Below are 20,219 nucleotides of genomic sequence, written 5' to 3'. Positions count from 1 at the left end.
TTATATTTATTCATAATTTTATAAGGACTTACTGATTATAATTCAATAGTCCTAACCATGGACAAGTTCACTTTTAACTTTCGCCAAAAATCTTAAAAGTGAACACTTATGCTGTTTTAATTGTTTTAGAAATCCAATCAATAATTGCTGTTTTAGGGTAAAGTACTCTAGACCTCGTTCCATTGCCAACTTTTTTGTATTCAGGCCCAATTCCATCTTCTAATCGCCAATTTGATAATGTTGATGATGAAACACCTAAAATATGTGCAGTTTGACTTTGGTTAAGACATATGCATGAGCGTTGTTCAATAGGAACTAAGAAATTTAATTCTTCCAATGTCATATTTTTATCTCCTTTATTTTTTATAACAGTGAAATTATAAATGGAAAAGACACAGATTGTCAAGTTAACTTACTTGATTTTTGTTCCAATTTATCGGCCTTATACGGGAATAGTATATACTATTTGGAAAGAATGTTCTATTTTATGGAATGTAGAGGTATACAAAAAAATTAAATTTCGAAATTTGTATTTTTGGTACGATTTTTTACTTATTTTTTTCACTAATATTATGTATTTTTTATCATTTTTTACTATATTAATTAATTTATATAATTTTTTTTAATAAAAGATTCAAATTGAACGCTAAAAATATTAAACAATATTTATAATACTCATAATAATTATTTGAATAATATTTAGTGTGAAATAGGTGTGAAGTTAATTTTTAGAGAAATAAAAAAAGCCCGACATAAACACTCAAATGAATGATTATATCGGGCTTCTTTATGGTACGCCTGGAGGGAGTCGAACCCCCAACCACCCGGGCCGAAACCGGGAGCTCTATCCAGTTGAGCCACAGACGCATTTAAAAATGGATTGGAATAGTATCACAGCTTAGCTTATAATTGTTTTATAAAATAATTATATGCCTATTTTGTGATAGTATCGATTATTATTAATATAAAGAATATTATACCTAAATAACCATTTACAGTAAAAAATGCCTTATCTATTTTTCTAAAATCTTTATTTACTAAGTAGTGTTCATAACTTAACATCACTGCACTAACTATTACTGCTAAGTATGCAAAAGCCCCACTATTAGAGTTTATTACAAATAAAAGCCAAAATAAAACTGTAAAACTATGTGCTATTTTTGAAAATAGCATTGTATTTTTTGCACCAAAAACACTTGGAACAGAATGAAGTCCTAATTTTTTATCCACATCTATATCTTGAAGTGAGTAAAGTAAATCAAAACCAGCAACCCAAAACATCACCCCTATACTTAAAAAAATCGACCATAAAGTAATAGTTTCACTAACGGCTACAACTCCAGCTATGGGAGCAAGACCTAATGAAACTCCTAAAATAAGGTGGGCAAGGTAAGAGAATCTTTTAAAATATGAGTATGAACCAATCACTAATAAAATAGGAATAGCTAATATTAGGGCAAGTTTATTTACAAAAGCTGCAACTATTATAAATCCAAGTGCATTTAAAATAGTAAAAGTCAAAATTGACTTAGCAGATAATCTTCCATCAACATTTGGTCTATTTTCTGTTCTTGGATTTAGGGAGTCAATATCTCTATCTAGGTATCTATTAAATGCCATTGCAAAGTTTCTAGCTGTAACTGCGGCTAAAATTCCTAAAAAAAACAACCTCCAGCCAAACCAACCATTTGCTGCTACAACCATCGCTATAAATATAAAAGGTAGTGAGAAAATCGAGTGTTTGAACATAACCAGTTCACTAAAATCATTAAGTTTTTTCATTATATTATTCATGTGGTGTATTTTATCAAATAAATTATTTGAAAGATATTTTGTATTTAATTGTTTTATGAGTAACAATCAATTATTATAATATAATCTTTTCATAATAAAAGGACGGAAATAATAATGGATCCAAAACATATAGATAAAATTGAATTAGTATATTTAAAAAAAGAAGACCACAACTCTATCTGCTCTTTGATGGAAGATGAATATCGTCATCTTGATGAATCATCTTGGAGTAAAGAGGAATTTGAGGCTTTAATTGAAAAATTTCCAAATGGACAAGTTGCAATAAAAATTGATGGTGAGTTTGCAGGTTTTGCACTTAGTATTATAGTTGATTATACAAAATTTGATGATACTCACAGTTATAAAGATATTACTGGTAACTATACCTTTGACACACATAATGATAATGGGAATATGCTTTATGGTGTAGATGTTTTTATTAATAAAAATTTCAGAGGACTAAGACTTGGTCGAAGATTATATGACTTTAGAAAAGAGCTTTGTGAAGAGCTTAATCTAAAAGGAATAATTTTTGGAGGAAGAATCCCAAATTACTCTAAATATGCAGACAAAATCACACCAAAAGAGTATATACAAAAAGTAAAAGAGCGAGAGATTTATGATCCCGTACTTAATTTTCAACTATCAAATGACTTTTTTGTAAAAAGAGTAATAAAAAATTATCTGGAAGGTGATATTGATAGTAAAGAGTATGCTTGTTTACTAGCGTGGAACAACATATATTATGCAAAACCAACCATAAAACCAATGGCACAAAAAAAAGTCATAAGATTAGGACTTATTCAATGGCAAATGAGACTTTATAAAAACTATGAAGAAGTAATCGAACAAGCTGAATACTTTATTGATGCAGTATCTGGATATAGAAGTGATTTTGCACTTTTCCCAGAGTTTTTCAATGCTCCTTTAATGGCAGAGTTTAATCACTTAAGTGAAGCAGATGCTATACGAGAACTTGCAAAATATACAGAAAGATTTAAAGAAGACTTTTCAAGACTTGCCATTGCTTATAACATAAATATTATCACGGGAAGTATGCCAGAACTTGTTGATGGAACACTAAACAATGTAGGTTTTGTGTGTAAAAGAGATGGTGAGATAGAAAAATATGCCAAAATACATGTAACTCCAGATGAACAAAAAGTTTGGGGACTAAAAGGCTCTGATAAAATCAAAGCCTTTGATACAGATTGTGGAAAAATTGGAGTACTAATTTGTTATGATAGTGAGTTTCCAGAACTAAGTAGACTTCTTGCAAAAGAAGGGATGGATATACTATTTGTACCATTTTTAACGGATACTCAAAATGGTTACTCAAGAGTTAAAATTTGTGCTCAAGCAAGAGCTATAGAAAATGAGTGTTATGTAGCAATTGCAGGTTGTGTAGGAAACTTACCAAAAGTTGAGAACATGGATATTCAATATGCCCAATCAGCAGTATTTACTCCTTGTGATTTTGCATTTCCTGCAAATGGTGTAAAAGCTGAATCAACACCAAATACTGAGATGATACTTATAGCTGATGTGGATTTAGAGCTTTTAACAGAACTTCATAGTGTAGGAAGTGTAAATAATCTAAAAGATAGAAGAACAGATATTTATGATGTTATAAAAGTAGAAAAAAACTAGGAAATTTGAGTTTTATGAAAGAAATAGCAATCATAGGAGCAACAGCTTCAGGTAAAACGGGCTTATCAATAGATATGGCCCACAAAACAAACTCTATAATCTTATCTTTAGATTCACTTTCTGTTTATAAAGAAATAGATATAGCCTCTGCAAAACCTACACTTAAAGAGAGAGATGGAATCATCCATTTTGGCATAGATGAAGTTTTTGTAAATGAAAGTTTTGATGTGGTTGAATTTTTGCAATGTTATAAAAAAGCTAAAGAATTCGCCAGACAAAAGGGCAAAAATCTTATTATCGTAGGTGGAACAGGTTTTTACCTTAAAATATTGATTGAAGGTATAAGTGAAGGCGTAGGAGAAGATGTAAAACTTGATATGCCCCATGAAGATATTTATAAAATGCTTTTTGAATTAGATAAAACATATATGGAAAAAATAGCCTCTAATGATAAATATCGTATACAAAAAGCTTATTCTATTTATAAAAAAAGTGGCTTGACTCCTAGCCAATATTTCATAGAAAATCCCAAAAAACCAATGTCTCCAGAGCTTAAACTTTTTGAGATATATTGGGATAGAGAAGAACTTAAAAAAAGAATAGCTCTTCGTACAAAACAGATGATACAAGATGGGGTTATCGATGAAGTTCTATTTTTAGAAAATAAATATACAAGAAAGCCAAATGCCATGAGCGCTATTGGTATTATTGAAACCTTAGAATTTATTGATGGTAAACTCACAAAAGAACAATTAGAAGAAAAAATATCCTTAAATACAGCAAAACTAGCAAAAAGACAAAATACTTTTAACAAATCTCAATTTAATCAAAAACAAGAGACGAATATTATAGAAAACTTAAATTCAGATATTCTTAAGTATTTTACAGTATAATCCCAATCTTATTTTAAATATCTAATAAAGGGCGACAAACGAGACTCGACCTTTTGTTAAATATTACATAATTAAAAGGAAACAAAGTGAGAAAAGAAATTCACCCAGACTATAAAGCTTGTACAATAACTTGTTCTTGTGGTAACACTTTTGAAACTAGATCAAATGTTGAGACTTTAAGAATTGATATTTGTTCAGCTTGTCACCCATTCTTCACAGGAGAGCAAAAAATCGTTGATGCTGCTGGTAGAGTAGAGAAATTCAAAGCTAAATACGCACAAAAATAAGACAACAAGTCTTATAATGCTAACTTTAGTTCCAACTCCAATAGGAAACTTAGAAGATATTTCTAAGCGTGCACTTGATGCTCTATTGGAAGCGGAACTAATTTTTTGTGAAGACACCAGAGTCACAAAAAAACTTCTAACACTTTTTACTTCAAAATACAACCTAACTTTTCCTTGTACAGATTTTAAATCATTTCATTCACATAATGAACAACAAGTTTTAAAAACATTATCAAAAGATATGTTTGATAAAAATATTGTATATGTAAGTGATGCTGGTATGCCTTGTGTTTCAGATCCAGGAGCTACTTTAGTAGAATTTGCCATACAAAATGATATTAAATATGATGTAATTCCAGGAGCCAATGCAGTTTTAACAGCCTTTGCAATGAGTGGATTTGAACATACAGAATTTACTTTTTTTGGTTTCTTAGCCCATAAGGGAACTGAGAGAAAAGAGAAACTACAAAAGGTAATGAATAGTGAGATTTTACCAATTTTATACGAATCACCACATAGACTTTTAAAACTTTTAGAAGAGTTAAAAAATATTGATGAAAATAGAACTATCTTTTTAGCAAAAGAATTGACAAAACAGTATCAAACAACTTTTAAAGATACATCAATAAATCTATACAAAAACCTTAAAGATACAAATATAAGAGGTGAATGGGTTGTAATCATCCAACCTCTTTTAAGTGCAGGAAAAAATTTAAGTTTAAGTGATATTCAAGAGCTTGACTTGCCACCAAAAGTAAAAGCGAAATTACTTTCTAAACTAACGGGTGAAAAAATCAAAGATATCTATCAAAAACTTTTAGACGAAAACTAATTTTAAAAACCTTTTTCTAATATCTCCAATTCATGTTGTATATCTTCAATTGCTTTTATACTTTGAATTAATTTATCGAAACTACCTTTTTTCTCTTCAATAAAATTATTACTATGAGTAGAGCTATCATTAATTTTATCAATTGAAATATTTATTTTTTCCATATTTGAAGATATGTCTCGTAATTTTTCACTTGTGGTTGTTATTGAATTAGATATGGTATCGATACCTTTTATTGCTACATCAACTGATTTATTACTATCAGTAAGACTTAATTGACTTCTTTGGGCAAGTTTTTTTACCTCATCAGCAACAACTTTAAAACCTCTTCCAAACTCTCCTGCACGAGAAGCCTCTATTGCTGCATTTAATGCTAAAAGATTTGTTTGAATCGCAACTTCAGAAATTGCATATAAAACATTTTTGATATCTGCAGCATTTTTTGTCAACACTTCCATATCTGCAACTAATTTAATATTGGAATCAACATTATTTAATATTTCTTTTGTAAAAGCCTCAAATCTTTTTGTAACATCATCTATAACTATCGCTTCTTCTTTTGTATTATCATAAATAAAGTTTAATATATTTACCATATCTTGAATTAATGGAAATGTATTTTTAAGATTATCTACGACAGTAGTTCTTACCCTTGAAAAAAGTTGATATTGGTTTATCTCCCTTTGTTTAAAATAACAACAATATGAAGCATATTTATCAACAAAATTATCTGCATACTCATCACTAAAACTATTATCATCTTCTACATTATAAAAGAAAAGTGCTGTCAAAGTTTGATTTATATTTAATCCCAATAATTCCCCAAAAGTCGAACTTCCTGCTAATGGAATATCATTGAATGTTTTTATACCATTTAAATTATCTGCATTTAATAATCTTCTTAAAATACAATCATTAAATATAGCACCTATTGGTTTTTCTTTTTTCTTCGAAGAAAACTTTCGATAGTCACTTTCTGTTTGAGAAGTAAACTCTTTATTTTTTACAAGGTATAAAATATCTCCAAATGCTATATCACAGAAAAAAGAGATATTTTTATTTTCTATATCTACATTAGATACTGATCTAATATATATTTCATCTTCAACTTTAATAGCAAAAGTATATTGACTAAGTAAGTTTGGTAAATCTTCTAATGTACAATTTAATCTTGAACATAGAGCATCAACAAAATTTATAATTTTATTATCACTTGTTCTTAAAACACTTTGTACACTTCTATTTAATACATTTGATTGGGCTATCAAAAATGCCATATCTGTTAAATCACCACTTTGTGATTTAAATACACCATACTTAATGTTTGGTTTTAATTTTATCAAGGTAACAACAGCGCTATGTCTTACTGGCTGTGCATTATTATAAATATATGTTTCTTTAAAATCTAATTTACCTCCAGCTGATCCACCTATTAATAAACAAGGTAGTTTCCCACTTGCGTAAACAGCTTCAGTAAAAAAACTTTCACTATTTGATAAACCATCTACTAAAGTAAATGCCAAACTATCAGTATGGTTTATTTTAAAAGAAATATTGAATCTATCTATTTCATTTTTGATTTTTTCAATTCGCTCTTTATGAGATATTGTTTGAGAAGCAATACTTTCACTATATAATGGTACGGTAAATACTTCAACTTTATCAATAATTTCATCACTAAAACTTTGTAAAACAATATTATTCCAACCCTCATTTGTCTCATGATACAAAGAGTCTCTTTTTTCATTTAGATTAAATGTACAAAGTTCCCCCGCTGTTGTTGATAAGACTACTTTTGTAGAATTAGGAAAAAAGTTTCTTATTTTTGAAGAAATCTCTTGAAAGTCTATATTTGGAGAGATAAATCCTAGTACTAATTTCGGATCATTTTCTTCAAAAAATAACTCATTTATAAGTAAATCACTTAAATTAGTATTATCAGTAGTTAGAATTTTTATAAAATTTGTGTTTAACTTTTCCATTACTTGTATCCCTTTTTTATTTGTAAGTCTACTCTAATTATATAGCCTGATTAAAGCAAAATGTTAAAATAATTTTACAAAAGATATTTATCAACATATTTTAGATAAAATCCCCCTATGATAATATATGGCAAACAAATAGTTTTATACGTTTTAGACAATCACCCTTCAATCATTGAAGAGGTTATGTTTTCTAAGGAATTAGATAAAAAGGTTTTTTCAAAGTTTTTAAAACTTGGTAAAAAAATAATCAGACTTGATAACAAAAAAGCCCAATCTTTGGCAAAAGGTGGGAATCATCAAGGATTTTTTCTAAAACTTAAAGAAGAGTTCGATTACACTCCAATAAACGAAATGAAACAAAACAATTTTATAGTAGTACTTGATGGTCTTACAGATGTAGGTAACATAGGAGCAATTACAAGAACTGCTTATGCACTTGGAGTTGATGGAATAGTTGCAGCGGGAGTAAAATCTCTTAATGAATCAGGAGTTATACGAACAAGTTCTGGTGCTATGCTTGACATGCCCTTTTCTTTGTATCCAAATTCTTTAGATCTGGCAAATGAGCTAAAACAGTGTGGTTATGCACTTATTGGTGCAACTATGAATGGGACAGATTTAAAAAAATATGGAACAATAACAAAAGAGGATAAGGTCGCTCTTTTCTTAGGAAGTGAAGGAGAAGGGTTATCTAATAAGATTATTAGTAAATTGGATTTAAAAGTTTCAATAGGTATGGAGAATAACTTTGATTCTTTAAATGTATCTGTTGCAGCGGGTATTTTAATATATAATTTAATGAAATAAAACAAAAGAGTAAACTGATGATAAAAAAAATTTTAATTTCTGTTTTTTTAGTGATGAGTCTTAGTGCAAATGAGTTGTTAAATCAAAAGATTGAAAACTTCATTGGTACACATAGCTATCTTACACATAAAAATTTAATAAATTTTATTTTTAAAAAAGAGTATCAGTTTACGACAGTTGATGGACTTAACTATCAAACTATTTTAAAAACTTTGAAAGAAAATGGTTTATTAACTCTTGCATTTAATGAACCTAAAGATATCGAAGTTACTTTTAAAATAAATAGTAATCCAACTAAATCTTTAAAAATTTTAAAAGATACATTAAAATCACTTGGATACTACTATTACTTTACAAAACATACAGTTTATGATGGAACTGAGACTTTAACTTGGACAATAAAGTTAAAAACAGAGGCCGCCATTGATCCTTTAGTATTTTCAAATGAATTATTTCAACATGATTGTAAAGTTACAAATATAACAAAAGAAGAAAATGATAAATGGGTATATGAACTAGATACAACAAATGCATCTTTATACGATGCAATATATGTAACAACTAATGAAAAAGTATCTTTTTCTAAACCTTTATCTCCATACTTTATAAAAATTGATAAAGCAAGTACAATATTCATAGCAAGTAAAACACTTAATAGTTGGCTTCCTTATGTGGTATTTTATGATGAACATTTGAATATACTAAAGGTTTCAAAAGAAGAAAAAGTATATAGAAATTTAACACTTTCTATACCAGAAAATACAAGATATATTAAAATAACAGATTTGTACACGCTATTTAACATAAAGCGTGGATTAACAGTACTAATCAAGGAGTAGTCGTGTTCCCAGAAATTGAATTTGAAAGAATGAAAAGACTTCCAAACTATGTGTTTGCAGAAGTAAATAATATAAAAATGGAAGCTAGAAGAAAAGGTGAGGATATCATAGATTTTTCTATGGGAAATCCTGATGGTCCAGCACCACAACATATAATTGATAAATTAAAAGAGACAGCAGATAAACCAAAAAATCATGGTTATAGTGCAAGTGCAGGTATTTATAAACTAAGACTTGCTATTTGTAATTGGTATAAAAGAAAATATGGGGTTGATTATTTAGACCCAAATAAACATGCAGTTGCGACAATGGGAAGTAAAGAAGGGTATGTTCACTTAGTACAAGCTATAGTAAATGTTGGTGATGTAGCAGTAGTTCCAGATCCTACATATCCTATTCACTCATATGCTTTTATGCTTGCAGGTGGATGTATTCACAATTTTGAATTACCATTTGGTAGAGACTTTAAAGTTGATGAAGATGAGTTTTTTGCAAGATTAAATAAAACATTAAGAGAATCAATTCCAAAAGTTAAATATGTGGTGGTAAATTTCCCACATAATCCAACTTGTGCAACCGTTACACCTGAATTTTACCAAAAATTGGTTGACCTTGCTAAAAAAGAGAGATTTTATATTATCTCTGATATTGCTTATGCTGATATTACTTTTGATGGATATGTTACACCGTCAATCTTCCAAGCTGAAGGTGCTTTAGATGTTGCTGTTGAGTCATTTACTTTAAGTAAATCATACAATATGGCAGGATGGAGAGTTGGTTTTATTGTTGGAAATGAAAAACTAGTAGGTGCTTTAAAAAGAATCAAATCATGGCTTGACTATGGTATGTTTACACCTATTCAAGTAGCTGCAACTATTGCACTTGATGGACCACAAGAATGTGTTGCACAACATATTGAAAAGTATCATTATAGAAGAGATGTAATGATTGAAGCCTTTAAAGATGCAGGTTGGAATATGGATGTGCCAAATGCTTCTATGTTTATTTGGGCAAAAATCCCAGAAAAAGCTGCACATCTGGGAAGTATGGAGTTTTCTAAACAACTTCTTACAGAAGCGAAAGTGGCAGTAAGCCCTGGTATTGGATTTGGTCAGTATGGAGACCAATATGTAAGAATTGCTTTAATTGAAAATGAAAAAAGAATTAGACAAGCAGCAAAAAATATAAAGAAATATTTAAATAGTTTATAGGATAAGAAATGTTAAAAATCGCAATTATTGGTGTAGGAACTGTTGGAGCAAGTGTTGCAAATATATTAAAAGATAATAAAGATATTATTACCTCGCGTGCTGGAATTGAAATTGTTCCTACTATTGGTGTTGTAAATGATTTAAGCAAAAAAAGAGATGTAACTATTGAATTAACAGATGATTTAGATAGAGCTTTAAATGATGATTCTATTGATATTATTGTTGAACTTATGGGTGGGGTTGAAAGACCATATGAAATCATTAAAAGAGCACTATTAAAAGGAAAACCAGTAGTTACAGCTAATAAAGCTCTTCTTGCATATCATAGATATGATTTAGAAAAACTAGCTGGTGATATTCCATTTGAATATGAAGCAGCAGTTGCTGGGGGAATTCCTATAATTAATGCCTTAAGAGATGGATTATCTGCAAATAATATAGAATCAATTAGAGGTATTCTAAACGGTACTTGTAATTATATGCTAACTAGAATGATAAATGATGGTGTTGATTATGATTCTATATTAAAAGAGTCTCAAGAGTTAGGTTATGCCGAAGCTGATCCAACTTTTGATGTTGGTGGATTTGATGCAGCCCATAAACTTCTAATCTTAGCCTCAATTGCTTATGATGTTGATGCTAAACCTGAAGATATATTAATAGAAGGAATTCAAGATATTGATACTCCAGATATTGATTTTGCCAATGAATTTAATTATTCTATCAAATTATTAGCTATTGCAAAAAGAGTTGGTAAACAAATAGAATTAAGAGTTCATCCTGCATTTATTCCAAAAAGTGAAATGATTGCAAAAGTTGATGGAGTAATGAATGGTATCTCTGTAATTGGTGATAAAGTTGGTGAAACTATGTATTATGGACCAGGAGCTGGTGGAAATGCAACTGCAAGTGCTGTTATTGCAAATATTGTAGATATTGCAAGAAGAGGTAAAGGTGCACCAATGCTAGGGTTTGAGTTTGACTATAAAGCAAATCTTACAATCATGCCAAAAGATGAAATTGAAACAAAATATTATTTAAGACTTAGAATTGAAGATAAAGTAGGTGTTTTAGCAAAAGTTACTAAAATATTAGGTGAACATGAGATTTCTATTGAAAAAATGATTCAAAAACCATACAATACAACTTGTGCACATCTTTTACTTTCTACTCATATTTGTGTAGAAAAAAATATAAATAAAGCACTAAAAGAAATAGAAAATTCTGGAGTTGCAACTACTAAACCAGTTATGATCAGAATAGAAGATTAATAAAATTTAAAATAAAGGTTTCAATTGAATAAAACTCAATATTTAATTGAAGAACCTATTCCAAAACTTATAAAAGAATTAGCAATACCTGCAAGTACTGGTATGTTTTTTAATACTATGTATAATGTAGTAGATACATTTTACGCAGGTTTAATCTCTACAGAAGCAATTGCTGCATTATCCCTATCATTTATGATATATTTTTTAATTACAGGTTTTGGATATGGTTTTTCATCAGCAATCAGCGCACTAATTGGTAACTCTTTTGGAAAAAAGAAAAATCACCTAGCATCTATTTATGCCCATAAAGGAATTGGTTTCTTAGTTATTTTGGGAGTCATATTCTCTATTCTTGGATATTTTGCTTCTCCTATGTTATTTAAACTTCTTGGAGCAACAGATGCTTATCTTGATATTTGTTTAAAATATATCAATGTAATCCTTTTTGGTACAATATTTTTTATGGCTAATTTTGCCCTTAATGCAATACTTGTATCAAAAGGAGATACAAAAACATATAGAAACTCTTTGATTTTTGGTTTTTTTGCTAACTTAGCCTTAAATCCTTTGTTTATGTATGGTTTTTGGATTATTCCAGAAATGGGAATAGCAGGTATTGCCTTCGCAACTGTTTTAGTTCAATTTATAAACATGTTTTATATGCTTTATAAAGTGCTACAAACAAAGATAATCCACTTTGATAGGTTAGAGTACTATTTACCTAATCTAAGAGTTTATAAGGCTTTCTTTAAGCAAGGAATACCTTCTAGTTTAAATATGTTGACTATGGCTTTTGGTTCTATTATTCTAACTTATTATGTAACACAATATGGGTATAAAGCAGTTGCAGGATATGGAATTGGATTTAGAGTTGAACAACTTATGTTATTACCAGCACTAGGACTTAGTACCGCTGTTCTTTCACTTGTATCAAATAATTATGGAGCAAAACAATTTAATAGAGTAAAAGAAATTGTAATGTTATCATTAAAATATGGCTTTATGATATCAACATTTGGAATTATTTTTTTATATGTTTTTGGAAAACTCATAGTTGCTCAATTTGATGATGATGCAACAGTTATTGACTATGGCTTTAATTATTTACTTGTAGAAGTATGGATATTTTATGCTTATATTATTTTATTTATTTGTGTATCAACTCTTCAAGCTATAAAACAACCTAAGATGATATTTTATATAGGAATATATAGACAACTTATCGCTAAAGCAATAGTTTCATATATTATTGTAAGCTATTTTAAACTTGATTATATTTATTTGTTTGTGGGCATGTTACTTATGATTTATAGTGCTGCCATATTTGCTTATTTTTATACTATGTATAAATTAAGAGTATTATGTAATATCAGAGTGTAGAAGTCTACACTCTTTAAAGAAAATAGATGTTATTACATCTCTTTTTTCTTCATACCTTTCATATCTTCACCACCACATTTACCTGCTCCACATGAACCTGTAGCTTTATTTCCAGATTTCTTCATCATATCATTATTCATATGATCTTTTTTCATCATCTGTTTTTTAGAATCTCCACATTTACCAGTTCCACAAGAACCAACTTTTTTCATCTCTTCTGAAGTCATGCCTTTTTTCATCATGCTTTTACTAGAATCTCCACATTTTCCTGCCCCACAAGAACCTGTTTTCCCGTCTGCAAAAGCTACCCCTGCTGTAAATAGTAGCGCTGCTACTAACATAATCATTTTTTTCATTTTTTATTCCTTTTTTTGTTTTTATTTGTAAGTTTATATAATCTATGTGTACTTTATGTGTAGAGCAATTGTTTTAATGTGATAACTCTTGCTCTAATATTTTATCTCTTTTTTTTAGGGCTAAGATAAAAAATACAGAAGGGATAATGATAAGTGTCAAAAATGCTGAACTTATCATTCCTCCTATCATCGGTGCTGCAATTCTTTGCATAACTTCACTTCCTACTCCATCAATGTACATAATAGGAACCAAGCCTCCTAAAATAGCAAATAAGGTCATAAGCTTTGGACGAAGCCTTAAAACAGCTCCCTTATAAATAGCATGAAAAATATGTTTATCATCATCTAAAGAAATGCACTTATCTTTTAACTCAAGCATTGCTTCATGTAAATATACAAGCATCACAATTGAAGTTTCTGCGGCAACACCAAGAAGAGCTAAAAATCCAACAATTACAGCAATAGAGATATTAAAATCTAAATATTCCAAATAAAATATTCCTCCTGTTAAAGCAAAAGGAAGGGTAAAAAAGATTATCACTGTATATGTGATATTTCTTAGTGCAAAAAAGATAAGTATAAATATAATCACAAAAGTCAAAGGTATAATATAAGCTAACTTTTTCATTGCTGATTCTAAATACTCACTTTGCCCTGCCCACTCATAATAAAAGCCACTAGGAAGTTTTATATCTTTTAATAATTCTTGTGCTTTATCTTTATACTCTTTAACTGATACATCACTTTTAGGAGTAATATATATAAAGTTTACATTTAAGCCTTTTTCAGATTTTATTACAGATGGTCCCTCTTCATATTTAAGTTCTGCAAACATTCTTAGTGGTTGGAAACCTAGTTTTGTTTTAACTTGAAGATTCTCTAAAGAAGTAATATCTTCCCTTTGGGTCATTTCATATCTCAAACTTATAGGATATCTCTCTAAAGCATCAAAATATGTAGATATCTTAGCCCCTGCCACACCTAAAGAAACAGTTGATAAAATATCATTTTTTGTAATTCCATATCGAGATAACATCTCTTCATTTAAATCTATGTTTAAATAGTATCCTGAATTTATCTTATCAGATGACACAGATAATGTTTTATCAAACTTCTTAAGCTTTTGCTCTATTTTTAAAGCTACTGCTTCTAGCTTTTGATGGTCATTTCCGTATAATTTTATACCTAAAGGTGTTCTAATACCAGTTAGAAGCATGTCAATTCTTCCTCTAATTGGATATGTCCATGAATTAATCAATCCTGTGACTCTTAACTTGTCATCCATCTCTTGCATTAACTTTTTATAAGTCATTCCCTCTCGCCATTGGTCTTGAGGTTTAAACTGTACTATTGTCTCTATCATAGCTAGTGGTGCAGGATCGGTTGCACTATCTGCTCGCCCTGCTTTTCCAAATACTGTTTGTACCTCTGGAAATGATTTTAATATTTTATCTGTTTTTTGAGTAAGCTCTTTTGCCAAATCAATACCAATACCATAAGGAGTTACAGGCATGTACATAAAGGTTTGTTCATTCATCATTGGCATAAATTCCCAATTTTGTTTTTTATAAACTGGATATGCTAAAATCAAAGTTCCTATAAATAATGCAACTACCACATATCTAAATCTAAGTGAAAGTTTTAACAAGGGAGAATATAGAGCTATAAAAAATTTATTTAAATAATTCTTTCTTTCATCCATAATTTTTCCGCGTATGAAGAATATCATAAGAATGGGTACCAGTGTAATAGATAAAATGGCACCTGAAATCATAGCAAATGATTTAGTGAAGGCTAAAGGTGAGAATAATCTTCCCTCTTGCCCTGTTAAAGCAAAGATTGGTAAAAATGAAACTACAACTAAAAGCAAGGCAAAAAAGATTGGTCGACCTACTTGTTTTGCTGATTTTATTATGATTTTTATTCGCTCTTCATTACTTATATTTTCTTTTCCTTGTAGGTATTTATGGGCATTCTCGACCATTACGATAGTTGCATCAACCATTGCACCAATTGCAATTGCAATTCCACCTAGACTCATAATATTTGAACCCATTGAAAAAAACTTCATACAAAGAAAAGTAAATAACACAGTTATTGGCAAAGTTATGATTATAATCAAAGCACTTCTAAAATGAAACAAAAATAAGGCAGTAACCACTATGACAATAATTGATTCTTCTAATAAAGTGTGTTTTAATGTATCGATAGCTTTATCTATTAATGAACTTCTATCATAAGTCTCAACTACTTCAACATCATCCACATGAAGTGTTTTTAACTTCTCTTTTACTGCTTTTATAACCTTGTATGGATTTTCGCCAAATCTTACAACTACGATTCCACCAACAGTTTCACCTTCACCATTTAAATCAGCCATTCCTCGTCTGTTTGATGAAGTAATATTTACATCTGCTATATCTTTTATTTTTAAAGGAGTTGAGCCAAAAGTTTTTACTGTAATATTTTCTATATCAACTACACTTTTTAAATAACCCCTTGCTTGAATCATGTGTTCATAACCATTTTCTAAAATGATTCGACCACCTTTTTCATCATTGTTAGAAGTTAAGGCTTTTTTTACATCATTTATACTTAGATTATATTGCACTAACTTATCTTGATTTAGTGTTATTTCATAGTTTTTGATAAATCCACCAACTGAAGCTATTTCAGATACTCCATCTACTCCTAAAAGAGCATACTTATAGTAATAATCTTGAAGTGTTTTTAATTCATCCAATGACTTAGTTTTTGATTTTAAAGCATATTCATAAGCCCAACCAACACCTGTTGCATCAGGACCAATTGCCACATTAACACCATCAGGAAAAGTTCCTTGAAGCTGAGACAACTGCTCTAATATTCTATTTCTAGAATCATAAATATCAGTACCATCTTTAAATATGATATAAATAAGAGCATTTTGAAATGAACTCATAGCTCTTACTGTATCAATATTTGGCAGACTCATCAAATTTGATATTAGAGGATAAGATACTTGTTCTTCTATTGTCTTTGGACTTTGTCCTGCCCATTTCACTTGTACAATTACCTGAGGAGGTGAAAGATCAGGTAAAGCATCCAATGAGCTATTTTTTACTGCCCAAAAAGAAGCAACTGTTAAAATTAGCACAGAAAAAAGAACTAAAAATTTATTTTGTACGCTTTTATTTATTATATATTCAACCATTATTTTTTACCAATCATTGTCTTCATCTTCATACAAATTATTTGTCACAGCATCTGAATCTAGTAAAAATAAGGCATTATCTATTACCTCATCACCAACTTTTAGGCCATCTTCTATCTCATATTTTCCAGAACTTATTTGTTTTGCGTCTATTAATACTGGTTCAAATTCATCTTTTGATATGTATTTAAATACATAATACTTTGCACCCTTTCTTAAAACCGCCGTTTTAGGAAGTGTTAATACCTTTTTAGAACTTGTTTTAATTATAGCTTTACCAAACATATTAGGAAAAAGTCTTTTATCTTTGTTTTCTATTACAAATCGTACATCTATAGTTTTACTCTGTTTATTTGCATAAGGATAGATATAGTCAACTTTTGTTTTAAAGATCATATCTCTTCCATCAATTTTGATTTTAGCATCCATATTATTAGTTAAAAATGCCAAATCACTTTGATAAACTTTTGAGATAAACCAAAGCTTATTTATATTTGCTATTTGCATAATAAGTGAGCCTGTTTTGACATAAGAGCCTTCATTTATTTTCTTATTTAAGATTATTCCATCAAAAGGAGCATAAAAAGATATATCTTTACTTTTTAATTGAGAAAGGTTGACATCTAAAGAATCAAGCTTTTCAAGGGAACTTTTGTACATAGCTTTATTTATAGATTTAGTGACTTCTATCTCTTTTTTTATGCTTTGGATTTTATCTGAGTACAAAGAAAAAAGTTTATCTGCTTTTTTCACTTCCATAAGATTTTTATTTGCATCTAGCTTTGTGATATAACCATCAAATCTAAGAACTATGTCTTTTATACTCTCTTCTGCAAATAAAGTCTCACCATAAAAGCTTTTTGTCTCATAAATACTCTCATCTTTTACTTTAACAATCTTTTTATTGAATAGTTGATTTGCATCTAAAATCTTCGCATCTAGTGAACTTAGGTATAACAATAATAAAAGTAATTTAAATATATTTTTCATCTAATTTTTCCTTGAGTATAATAATAAGCTTGCGAATAAGCATCAAAGTAGTTTTTTACCTCGTCATATTGAGCAATTTTGTTTTGTATGATTTTGTTTAGATTTTTTAGTATTTCATCTGATTTTATAAGTTCTAGACTATTGTATTTTTCTATTGTTTTTTGATTTTCTTCTTGTAAAGGTATAATTAGATCTTTTAAAAGTTTATATTTCTTGATTGAGCTATCTAAGTCATTTTGCAAAGAAGCAATTTTTATCTCAAATTTCTTTTTGCTATCATCAAGTTTATCTTTAAATTCTCTTGATTTAATCTTTGCTTGTAATATCTTTATATTCTCTTTTCCATAAAAAGCAAGAGGAATACTAAGTGATACATTTGCATAATCTTTATACTTGTCATCCCTTTGAAAATATACAGCGCTTACTTTTATATCTGATAATTTTTTTGCATCTTCTAGTTGGGCTTGTTTATTAAATTTTTCATTATTTTGTTCTAGTATCTTTATTATTGGGTGTGTAGAGATATCTTTTGAGAAGATTAACTCTTTTACATCTAAAGAAACATCTATTCTTGTGATTTTTTCGTATGTTATTTCTTCTAGTTTTAAGTAATTGTTTTTGATAATATTTTGTAAATTCTCTTTTTGAATCTCTATTTTTAAATAATCTGTTTTTAGATTTATAACCATACTTTGATTTGATTTATTACTTTCATATAAAGAAGTAGTTAAATCTTCTAGGCTTTTTATATTTTTTTGATATTGATTAAGCAGTAAATATTTCTTTTCTAGGATTTTTATACTATATAAATACTCTATAAGTTTTGATTTTAATTTTAGTTTTGCATCTTCGTAATTTAGATTTGAGATAGCTTTATCTTTCATAGCTATCTCTTCTTGTAGCTTGATTTTCCCATTTATAGGTATATTCTGTGAGAAACCTATATATTGTCCTTGCATAGGCTCCAAATCTCTTCGAGAAGTGTCAAACTGCAAGTCGTTGGCACCAATGGTCAAAATAGGATTATCCCACTTATTTGATAGCTTAATTTGCTCATTTGCTATTTGTATAGATTTTTCAATAGCTTGTAGGTTTTTATTATTTACTATTGCACTATTTATTATATTTTCTAAGCTTGTAGAAAATGAGCTTGTAATTATCAAACAAGTTAGAATAAAGCTATTTCTTAACATTAGATGTTTACGCTCCCTCTTACAGTATGAACTTTCCCATCTTCTGTTTTAAATTTTAGTTGGTACTGCCAAGTTCCACCCATAGCAAAATTTACACTTGCTTTAAATTTACCATCAACAATTTTTCCTTTTACTTCACTCTCCATATATGGCATTCCAGGCATCTCTGGCATAAAGAACTTTATTTTTACTTTTGTATTTGAAAGATCAGCACCATCTTTTGATAACTCTATGATGATTTCATTGCTTCCCATTACCAGTGATTTCTCACTACTTAGTTTTACATCATACCCATCTTTACTTCCTTCTTGAAGTAGTGGATCTGCATGAACTAAGTTAAATGCTATTAGCAAACCAGCGAATAATTTAAAGATATTTTTCATTTTTGAACTCCTAAATTTTAAGTTTAGGAATTCTAGCTGTATTGTGTGGAGTGTGTGTGGAGATTAGAAGTTTAGAGTTATGGTTGTACTTTCATCATAAATAGAGTTAATATCTATTTTTATATTGTATTTTTTACTTATCTCATTGACTATACTTAATCCAATACCAAAGCCACCTTGATAGGAAGTTGCTCTATAGTATCTTTTAAATATATCATTTATTTTTGTCTGTTGTATTCCTATTCCTGTATCTTTTATAATAAGTTTATTATTATTTAGAGTAATAAAGATTGTTCCATTTATTTTATTATATTTTATTGCATTTGAAATTAGATTATTAAATACTCTAATAAAGTCTTCTTTGAGTATTTTATAACTATATTCTTGGATATCTAAATTGATTTTTATTTTCTTTTTATTTGCTAAAGGCTCAAAATACAGTAGTTGTTCTTTTATAACTTCACCAAGAGATATCTCTTTTAAATCTTCTTTTTCAAAATCTTTTTGTAAAAAAACATATGTCAAGTCTTTGTAAATCTCAGAGACTCTTTTTGCGCTTAATCTTACACGCTCAATTTGTTTTGAATTTAAATCTTTACCTTCTGTAGACATAAGTATTGCACTAATTGGTGTGTTTAATTCATGTGTTGTATCTTTTATAAAGTTATTTAACTTATCTCTTTCTTCTTTTATTGGCTTAATAAAGAGTTTTGCTAAATAAAATCCAATAAGAGCAATAATTGAATAAATAAGAAAGAAAAGTACTATTATGTTTATTTCTAACTCTTTTATTTGTTTAGAATACAGATGTTCTTTTATGGCAATTGCATATATTCCTAAGTGCCCAAAAGTAGACTTATCAACCAATACAAAGCTATTTTTTTCTTCTATAATATCTTTTTTTAAATCTATTTTTTCATCAATATTACCATAAACTTTTTTCCCACTATTATCATAAAAAGCCAATTTATAATCTTTTGGTTCAAAGTCTCCTGATATATCTATTTTTGTTCCATTCATATGTGCAACTATTATTTTTGAAGCAATTTTTGAAGCAATATTTTGCATTCTTGATTTTGTTAAATCAAAATAGAGTTTTTGTTGATTTTCAAAATACAAAAAAGCTATCAAAGTCATTAATATAAAAGATGATCC

The 20,219-nt window shown here is 28.9% G+C and carries 18 protein-coding genes and 1 tRNA gene; 9 read left to right on the top strand and 10 right to left on the bottom strand.

Going from position 1 to position 20,219, the window contains the following annotated elements; translation table 11 throughout:
- Positions 1-106: 106 nt before the first annotated feature.
- The 3 genes from LXN10_RS07545 to mqnP form a co-directional block, all read right to left on the bottom strand.
- Entirely contained in the window at positions 107-343 is a 237-nt protein-coding gene (locus LXN10_RS07545) for a helix-turn-helix transcriptional regulator (protein WP_013133988.1), read from the bottom strand.
- Between the two features lie 447 nt (positions 344-790).
- Positions 791-867, bottom strand: a tRNA-Arg gene (locus LXN10_RS07540).
- 66 nt (positions 868-933) lie between these two features.
- A complete protein-coding gene (gene mqnP, locus LXN10_RS07535) occupies positions 934-1,794 on the bottom strand; it encodes a menaquinone biosynthesis prenyltransferase MqnP (protein WP_375725243.1) in 861 nt (286 codons plus the stop codon).
- Between the two features lie 114 nt (positions 1,795-1,908).
- On the opposite strand from mqnP, the gene LXN10_RS07530 reads away from it, so the two are divergent.
- From LXN10_RS07530 to rsmI, 4 genes are all read left to right on the top strand, one after another.
- Positions 1,909-3,444, top strand: coding sequence for a carbon-nitrogen hydrolase family protein (locus tag LXN10_RS07530; protein WP_375725242.1), 1,536 nt, complete (start codon positions 1,909-1,911; stop codon positions 3,442-3,444).
- A gap of 14 nt (positions 3,445-3,458) precedes the next feature.
- Positions 3,459-4,337 (top strand): tRNA (adenosine(37)-N6)-dimethylallyltransferase MiaA, encoded by an 879-nt coding sequence (miaA, locus tag LXN10_RS07525; RefSeq protein WP_375725241.1) that lies wholly within the window; start codon positions 3,459-3,461, stop codon positions 4,335-4,337.
- Positions 4,338-4,423: 86 nt separating this feature from the next.
- Complete coding sequence (rpmE, locus tag LXN10_RS07520) at positions 4,424-4,624, top strand: 50S ribosomal protein L31 (protein ID WP_298750409.1); 201 nt, start codon at positions 4,424-4,426, stop codon at positions 4,622-4,624.
- A 16-nt stretch (positions 4,625-4,640) separates the two neighbouring features.
- On the top strand, positions 4,641-5,456 hold the full coding sequence (gene rsmI, locus LXN10_RS07515) for a 16S rRNA (cytidine(1402)-2'-O)-methyltransferase (RefSeq protein WP_375725240.1): 816 nt from the start codon (positions 4,641-4,643) through the stop codon (positions 5,454-5,456).
- A 2-nt stretch (positions 5,457-5,458) separates the two neighbouring features.
- Here the strand turns inward: rsmI and LXN10_RS07510 are convergent, their stop codons facing one another.
- Positions 5,459-7,438, bottom strand: coding sequence for a methyl-accepting chemotaxis protein (locus LXN10_RS07510; RefSeq protein WP_375725239.1), 1,980 nt, complete (start codon positions 7,436-7,438; stop codon positions 5,459-5,461).
- A 117-nt stretch (positions 7,439-7,555) separates the two neighbouring features.
- Between LXN10_RS07510 and rlmB the strand changes: the two genes are divergently transcribed.
- The 5 genes from rlmB to LXN10_RS07485 are packed head-to-tail and all read left to right on the top strand — an operon-like array spanning position 7,556 to position 12,949.
- Positions 7,556-8,248 (top strand): 23S rRNA (guanosine(2251)-2'-O)-methyltransferase RlmB, encoded by a 693-nt coding sequence (rlmB, locus tag LXN10_RS07505; RefSeq protein WP_375725238.1) that lies wholly within the window; start codon positions 7,556-7,558, stop codon positions 8,246-8,248.
- Positions 8,249-8,265: 17 nt separating this feature from the next.
- Positions 8,266-9,087: a hypothetical protein gene (locus LXN10_RS07500; RefSeq protein WP_375725237.1), complete on the top strand. Its 822-nt coding sequence runs from the start codon at positions 8,266-8,268 to the stop codon at positions 9,085-9,087.
- Positions 9,088-9,089: 2 nt separating this feature from the next.
- On the top strand, positions 9,090-10,298 hold the full coding sequence (locus LXN10_RS07495) for an LL-diaminopimelate aminotransferase (RefSeq protein ID WP_375725236.1): 1,209 nt from the start codon (positions 9,090-9,092) through the stop codon (positions 10,296-10,298).
- A gap of 8 nt (positions 10,299-10,306) precedes the next feature.
- A complete protein-coding gene (locus LXN10_RS07490) occupies positions 10,307-11,569 on the top strand; it encodes a homoserine dehydrogenase (protein WP_375725235.1) in 1,263 nt (420 codons plus the stop codon).
- Between the two features lie 24 nt (positions 11,570-11,593).
- Complete coding sequence (locus LXN10_RS07485) at positions 11,594-12,949, top strand: MATE family efflux transporter (protein WP_375725234.1); 1,356 nt, start codon at positions 11,594-11,596, stop codon at positions 12,947-12,949.
- A gap of 32 nt (positions 12,950-12,981) precedes the next feature.
- Here LXN10_RS07485 and LXN10_RS07480 read toward each other — a convergent pair whose 3' ends face one another.
- From LXN10_RS07480 to LXN10_RS07455, 6 genes are all read right to left on the bottom strand, one after another.
- Positions 12,982-13,305 carry a hypothetical protein gene (locus LXN10_RS07480; protein WP_375725233.1) on the bottom strand — a complete coding sequence of 108 codons (324 nt, stop codon included), beginning with the start codon at positions 13,303-13,305 and terminating at the stop codon, positions 12,982-12,984.
- A 73-nt stretch (positions 13,306-13,378) separates the two neighbouring features.
- Entirely contained in the window at positions 13,379-16,498 is a 3,120-nt protein-coding gene (locus LXN10_RS07475; protein ID WP_375725232.1) for an efflux RND transporter permease subunit, read from the bottom strand.
- A gap of 6 nt (positions 16,499-16,504) precedes the next feature.
- Positions 16,505-17,488 carry an efflux RND transporter periplasmic adaptor subunit gene (locus tag LXN10_RS07470; protein ID WP_375725231.1) on the bottom strand — a complete coding sequence of 328 codons (984 nt, stop codon included), beginning with the start codon at positions 17,486-17,488 and terminating at the stop codon, positions 16,505-16,507.
- Entirely contained in the window at positions 17,485-18,681 is a 1,197-nt protein-coding gene (locus LXN10_RS07465; RefSeq protein ID WP_375725230.1) for a TolC family protein, read from the bottom strand. The genes LXN10_RS07470 and LXN10_RS07465 overlap by 4 nt, the downstream gene beginning before the upstream one ends.
- Positions 18,681-19,064, bottom strand: a complete 384-nt coding sequence (locus LXN10_RS07460) for a FixH family protein (protein ID WP_375725229.1) — start codon at positions 19,062-19,064, stop codon at positions 18,681-18,683. Before LXN10_RS07460 ends, LXN10_RS07465 begins: the two co-directional genes overlap by 1 nt.
- 63 nt (positions 19,065-19,127) lie before the next feature.
- A complete protein-coding gene (locus LXN10_RS07455; RefSeq protein WP_129100248.1) occupies positions 19,128-20,201 on the bottom strand; it encodes a sensor histidine kinase in 1,074 nt (357 codons plus the stop codon).
- Positions 20,202-20,219: the final 18 nt, after the last annotated feature.

This window comes from Arcobacter iocasae, from assembly GCF_042214795.1.
Lineage (GTDB): Bacteria > Campylobacterota > Campylobacteria > Campylobacterales > Arcobacteraceae > Arcobacter > Arcobacter iocasae.
Note: the sequence above shows the minus strand (reverse complement) of the source record. Positions and strands in the feature narration are given on the sequence as shown.

Bases quoted from the DNA above. Each gene is read 5' to 3' on its own strand.
- LXN10_RS07545 (WP_013133988.1), bottom strand. From the start codon at position 343: ATGACATTGGAAGAATTAAATTTCTTAGTTCCTATTGAACAACGCTCA.
- mqnP (WP_375725243.1), bottom strand. From the start codon at position 1,794: ATGAATAATATAATGAAAAAACTTAATGATTTTAGTGAACTGGTTATG.
- LXN10_RS07530 (WP_375725242.1), top strand. From the start codon at position 1,909: ATGGATCCAAAACATATAGATAAAATTGAATTAGTATATTTAAAAAAA.
- miaA (WP_375725241.1), top strand. From the start codon at position 3,459: ATGAAAGAAATAGCAATCATAGGAGCAACAGCTTCAGGTAAAACGGGC.
- rsmI (WP_375725240.1), top strand. From the start codon at position 4,641: ATGCTAACTTTAGTTCCAACTCCAATAGGAAACTTAGAAGATATTTCT.
- LXN10_RS07510 (WP_375725239.1), bottom strand. From the start codon at position 7,438: ATGGAAAAGTTAAACACAAATTTTATAAAAATTCTAACTACTGATAAT.
- rlmB (WP_375725238.1), top strand. From the start codon at position 7,556: ATGATAATATATGGCAAACAAATAGTTTTATACGTTTTAGACAATCAC.
- LXN10_RS07500 (WP_375725237.1), top strand. From the start codon at position 8,266: ATGATAAAAAAAATTTTAATTTCTGTTTTTTTAGTGATGAGTCTTAGT.
- LXN10_RS07490 (WP_375725235.1), top strand. From the start codon at position 10,307: ATGTTAAAAATCGCAATTATTGGTGTAGGAACTGTTGGAGCAAGTGTT.
- LXN10_RS07480 (WP_375725233.1), bottom strand. From the start codon at position 13,305: ATGAAAAAAATGATTATGTTAGTAGCAGCGCTACTATTTACAGCAGGG.
- LXN10_RS07475 (WP_375725232.1), bottom strand. From the start codon at position 16,498: ATGGTTGAATATATAATAAATAAAAGCGTACAAAATAAATTTTTAGTT.
- LXN10_RS07470 (WP_375725231.1), bottom strand. From the start codon at position 17,488: ATGAAAAATATATTTAAATTACTTTTATTATTGTTATACCTAAGTTCA.
- LXN10_RS07465 (WP_375725230.1), bottom strand. From the start codon at position 18,681: ATGTTAAGAAATAGCTTTATTCTAACTTGTTTGATAATTACAAGCTCA.
- LXN10_RS07460 (WP_375725229.1), bottom strand. From the start codon at position 19,064: ATGAAAAATATCTTTAAATTATTCGCTGGTTTGCTAATAGCATTTAAC.
- LXN10_RS07455 (WP_129100248.1), bottom strand. From the start codon at position 20,201: ATGACTTTGATAGCTTTTTTGTATTTTGAAAATCAACAAAAACTCTAT.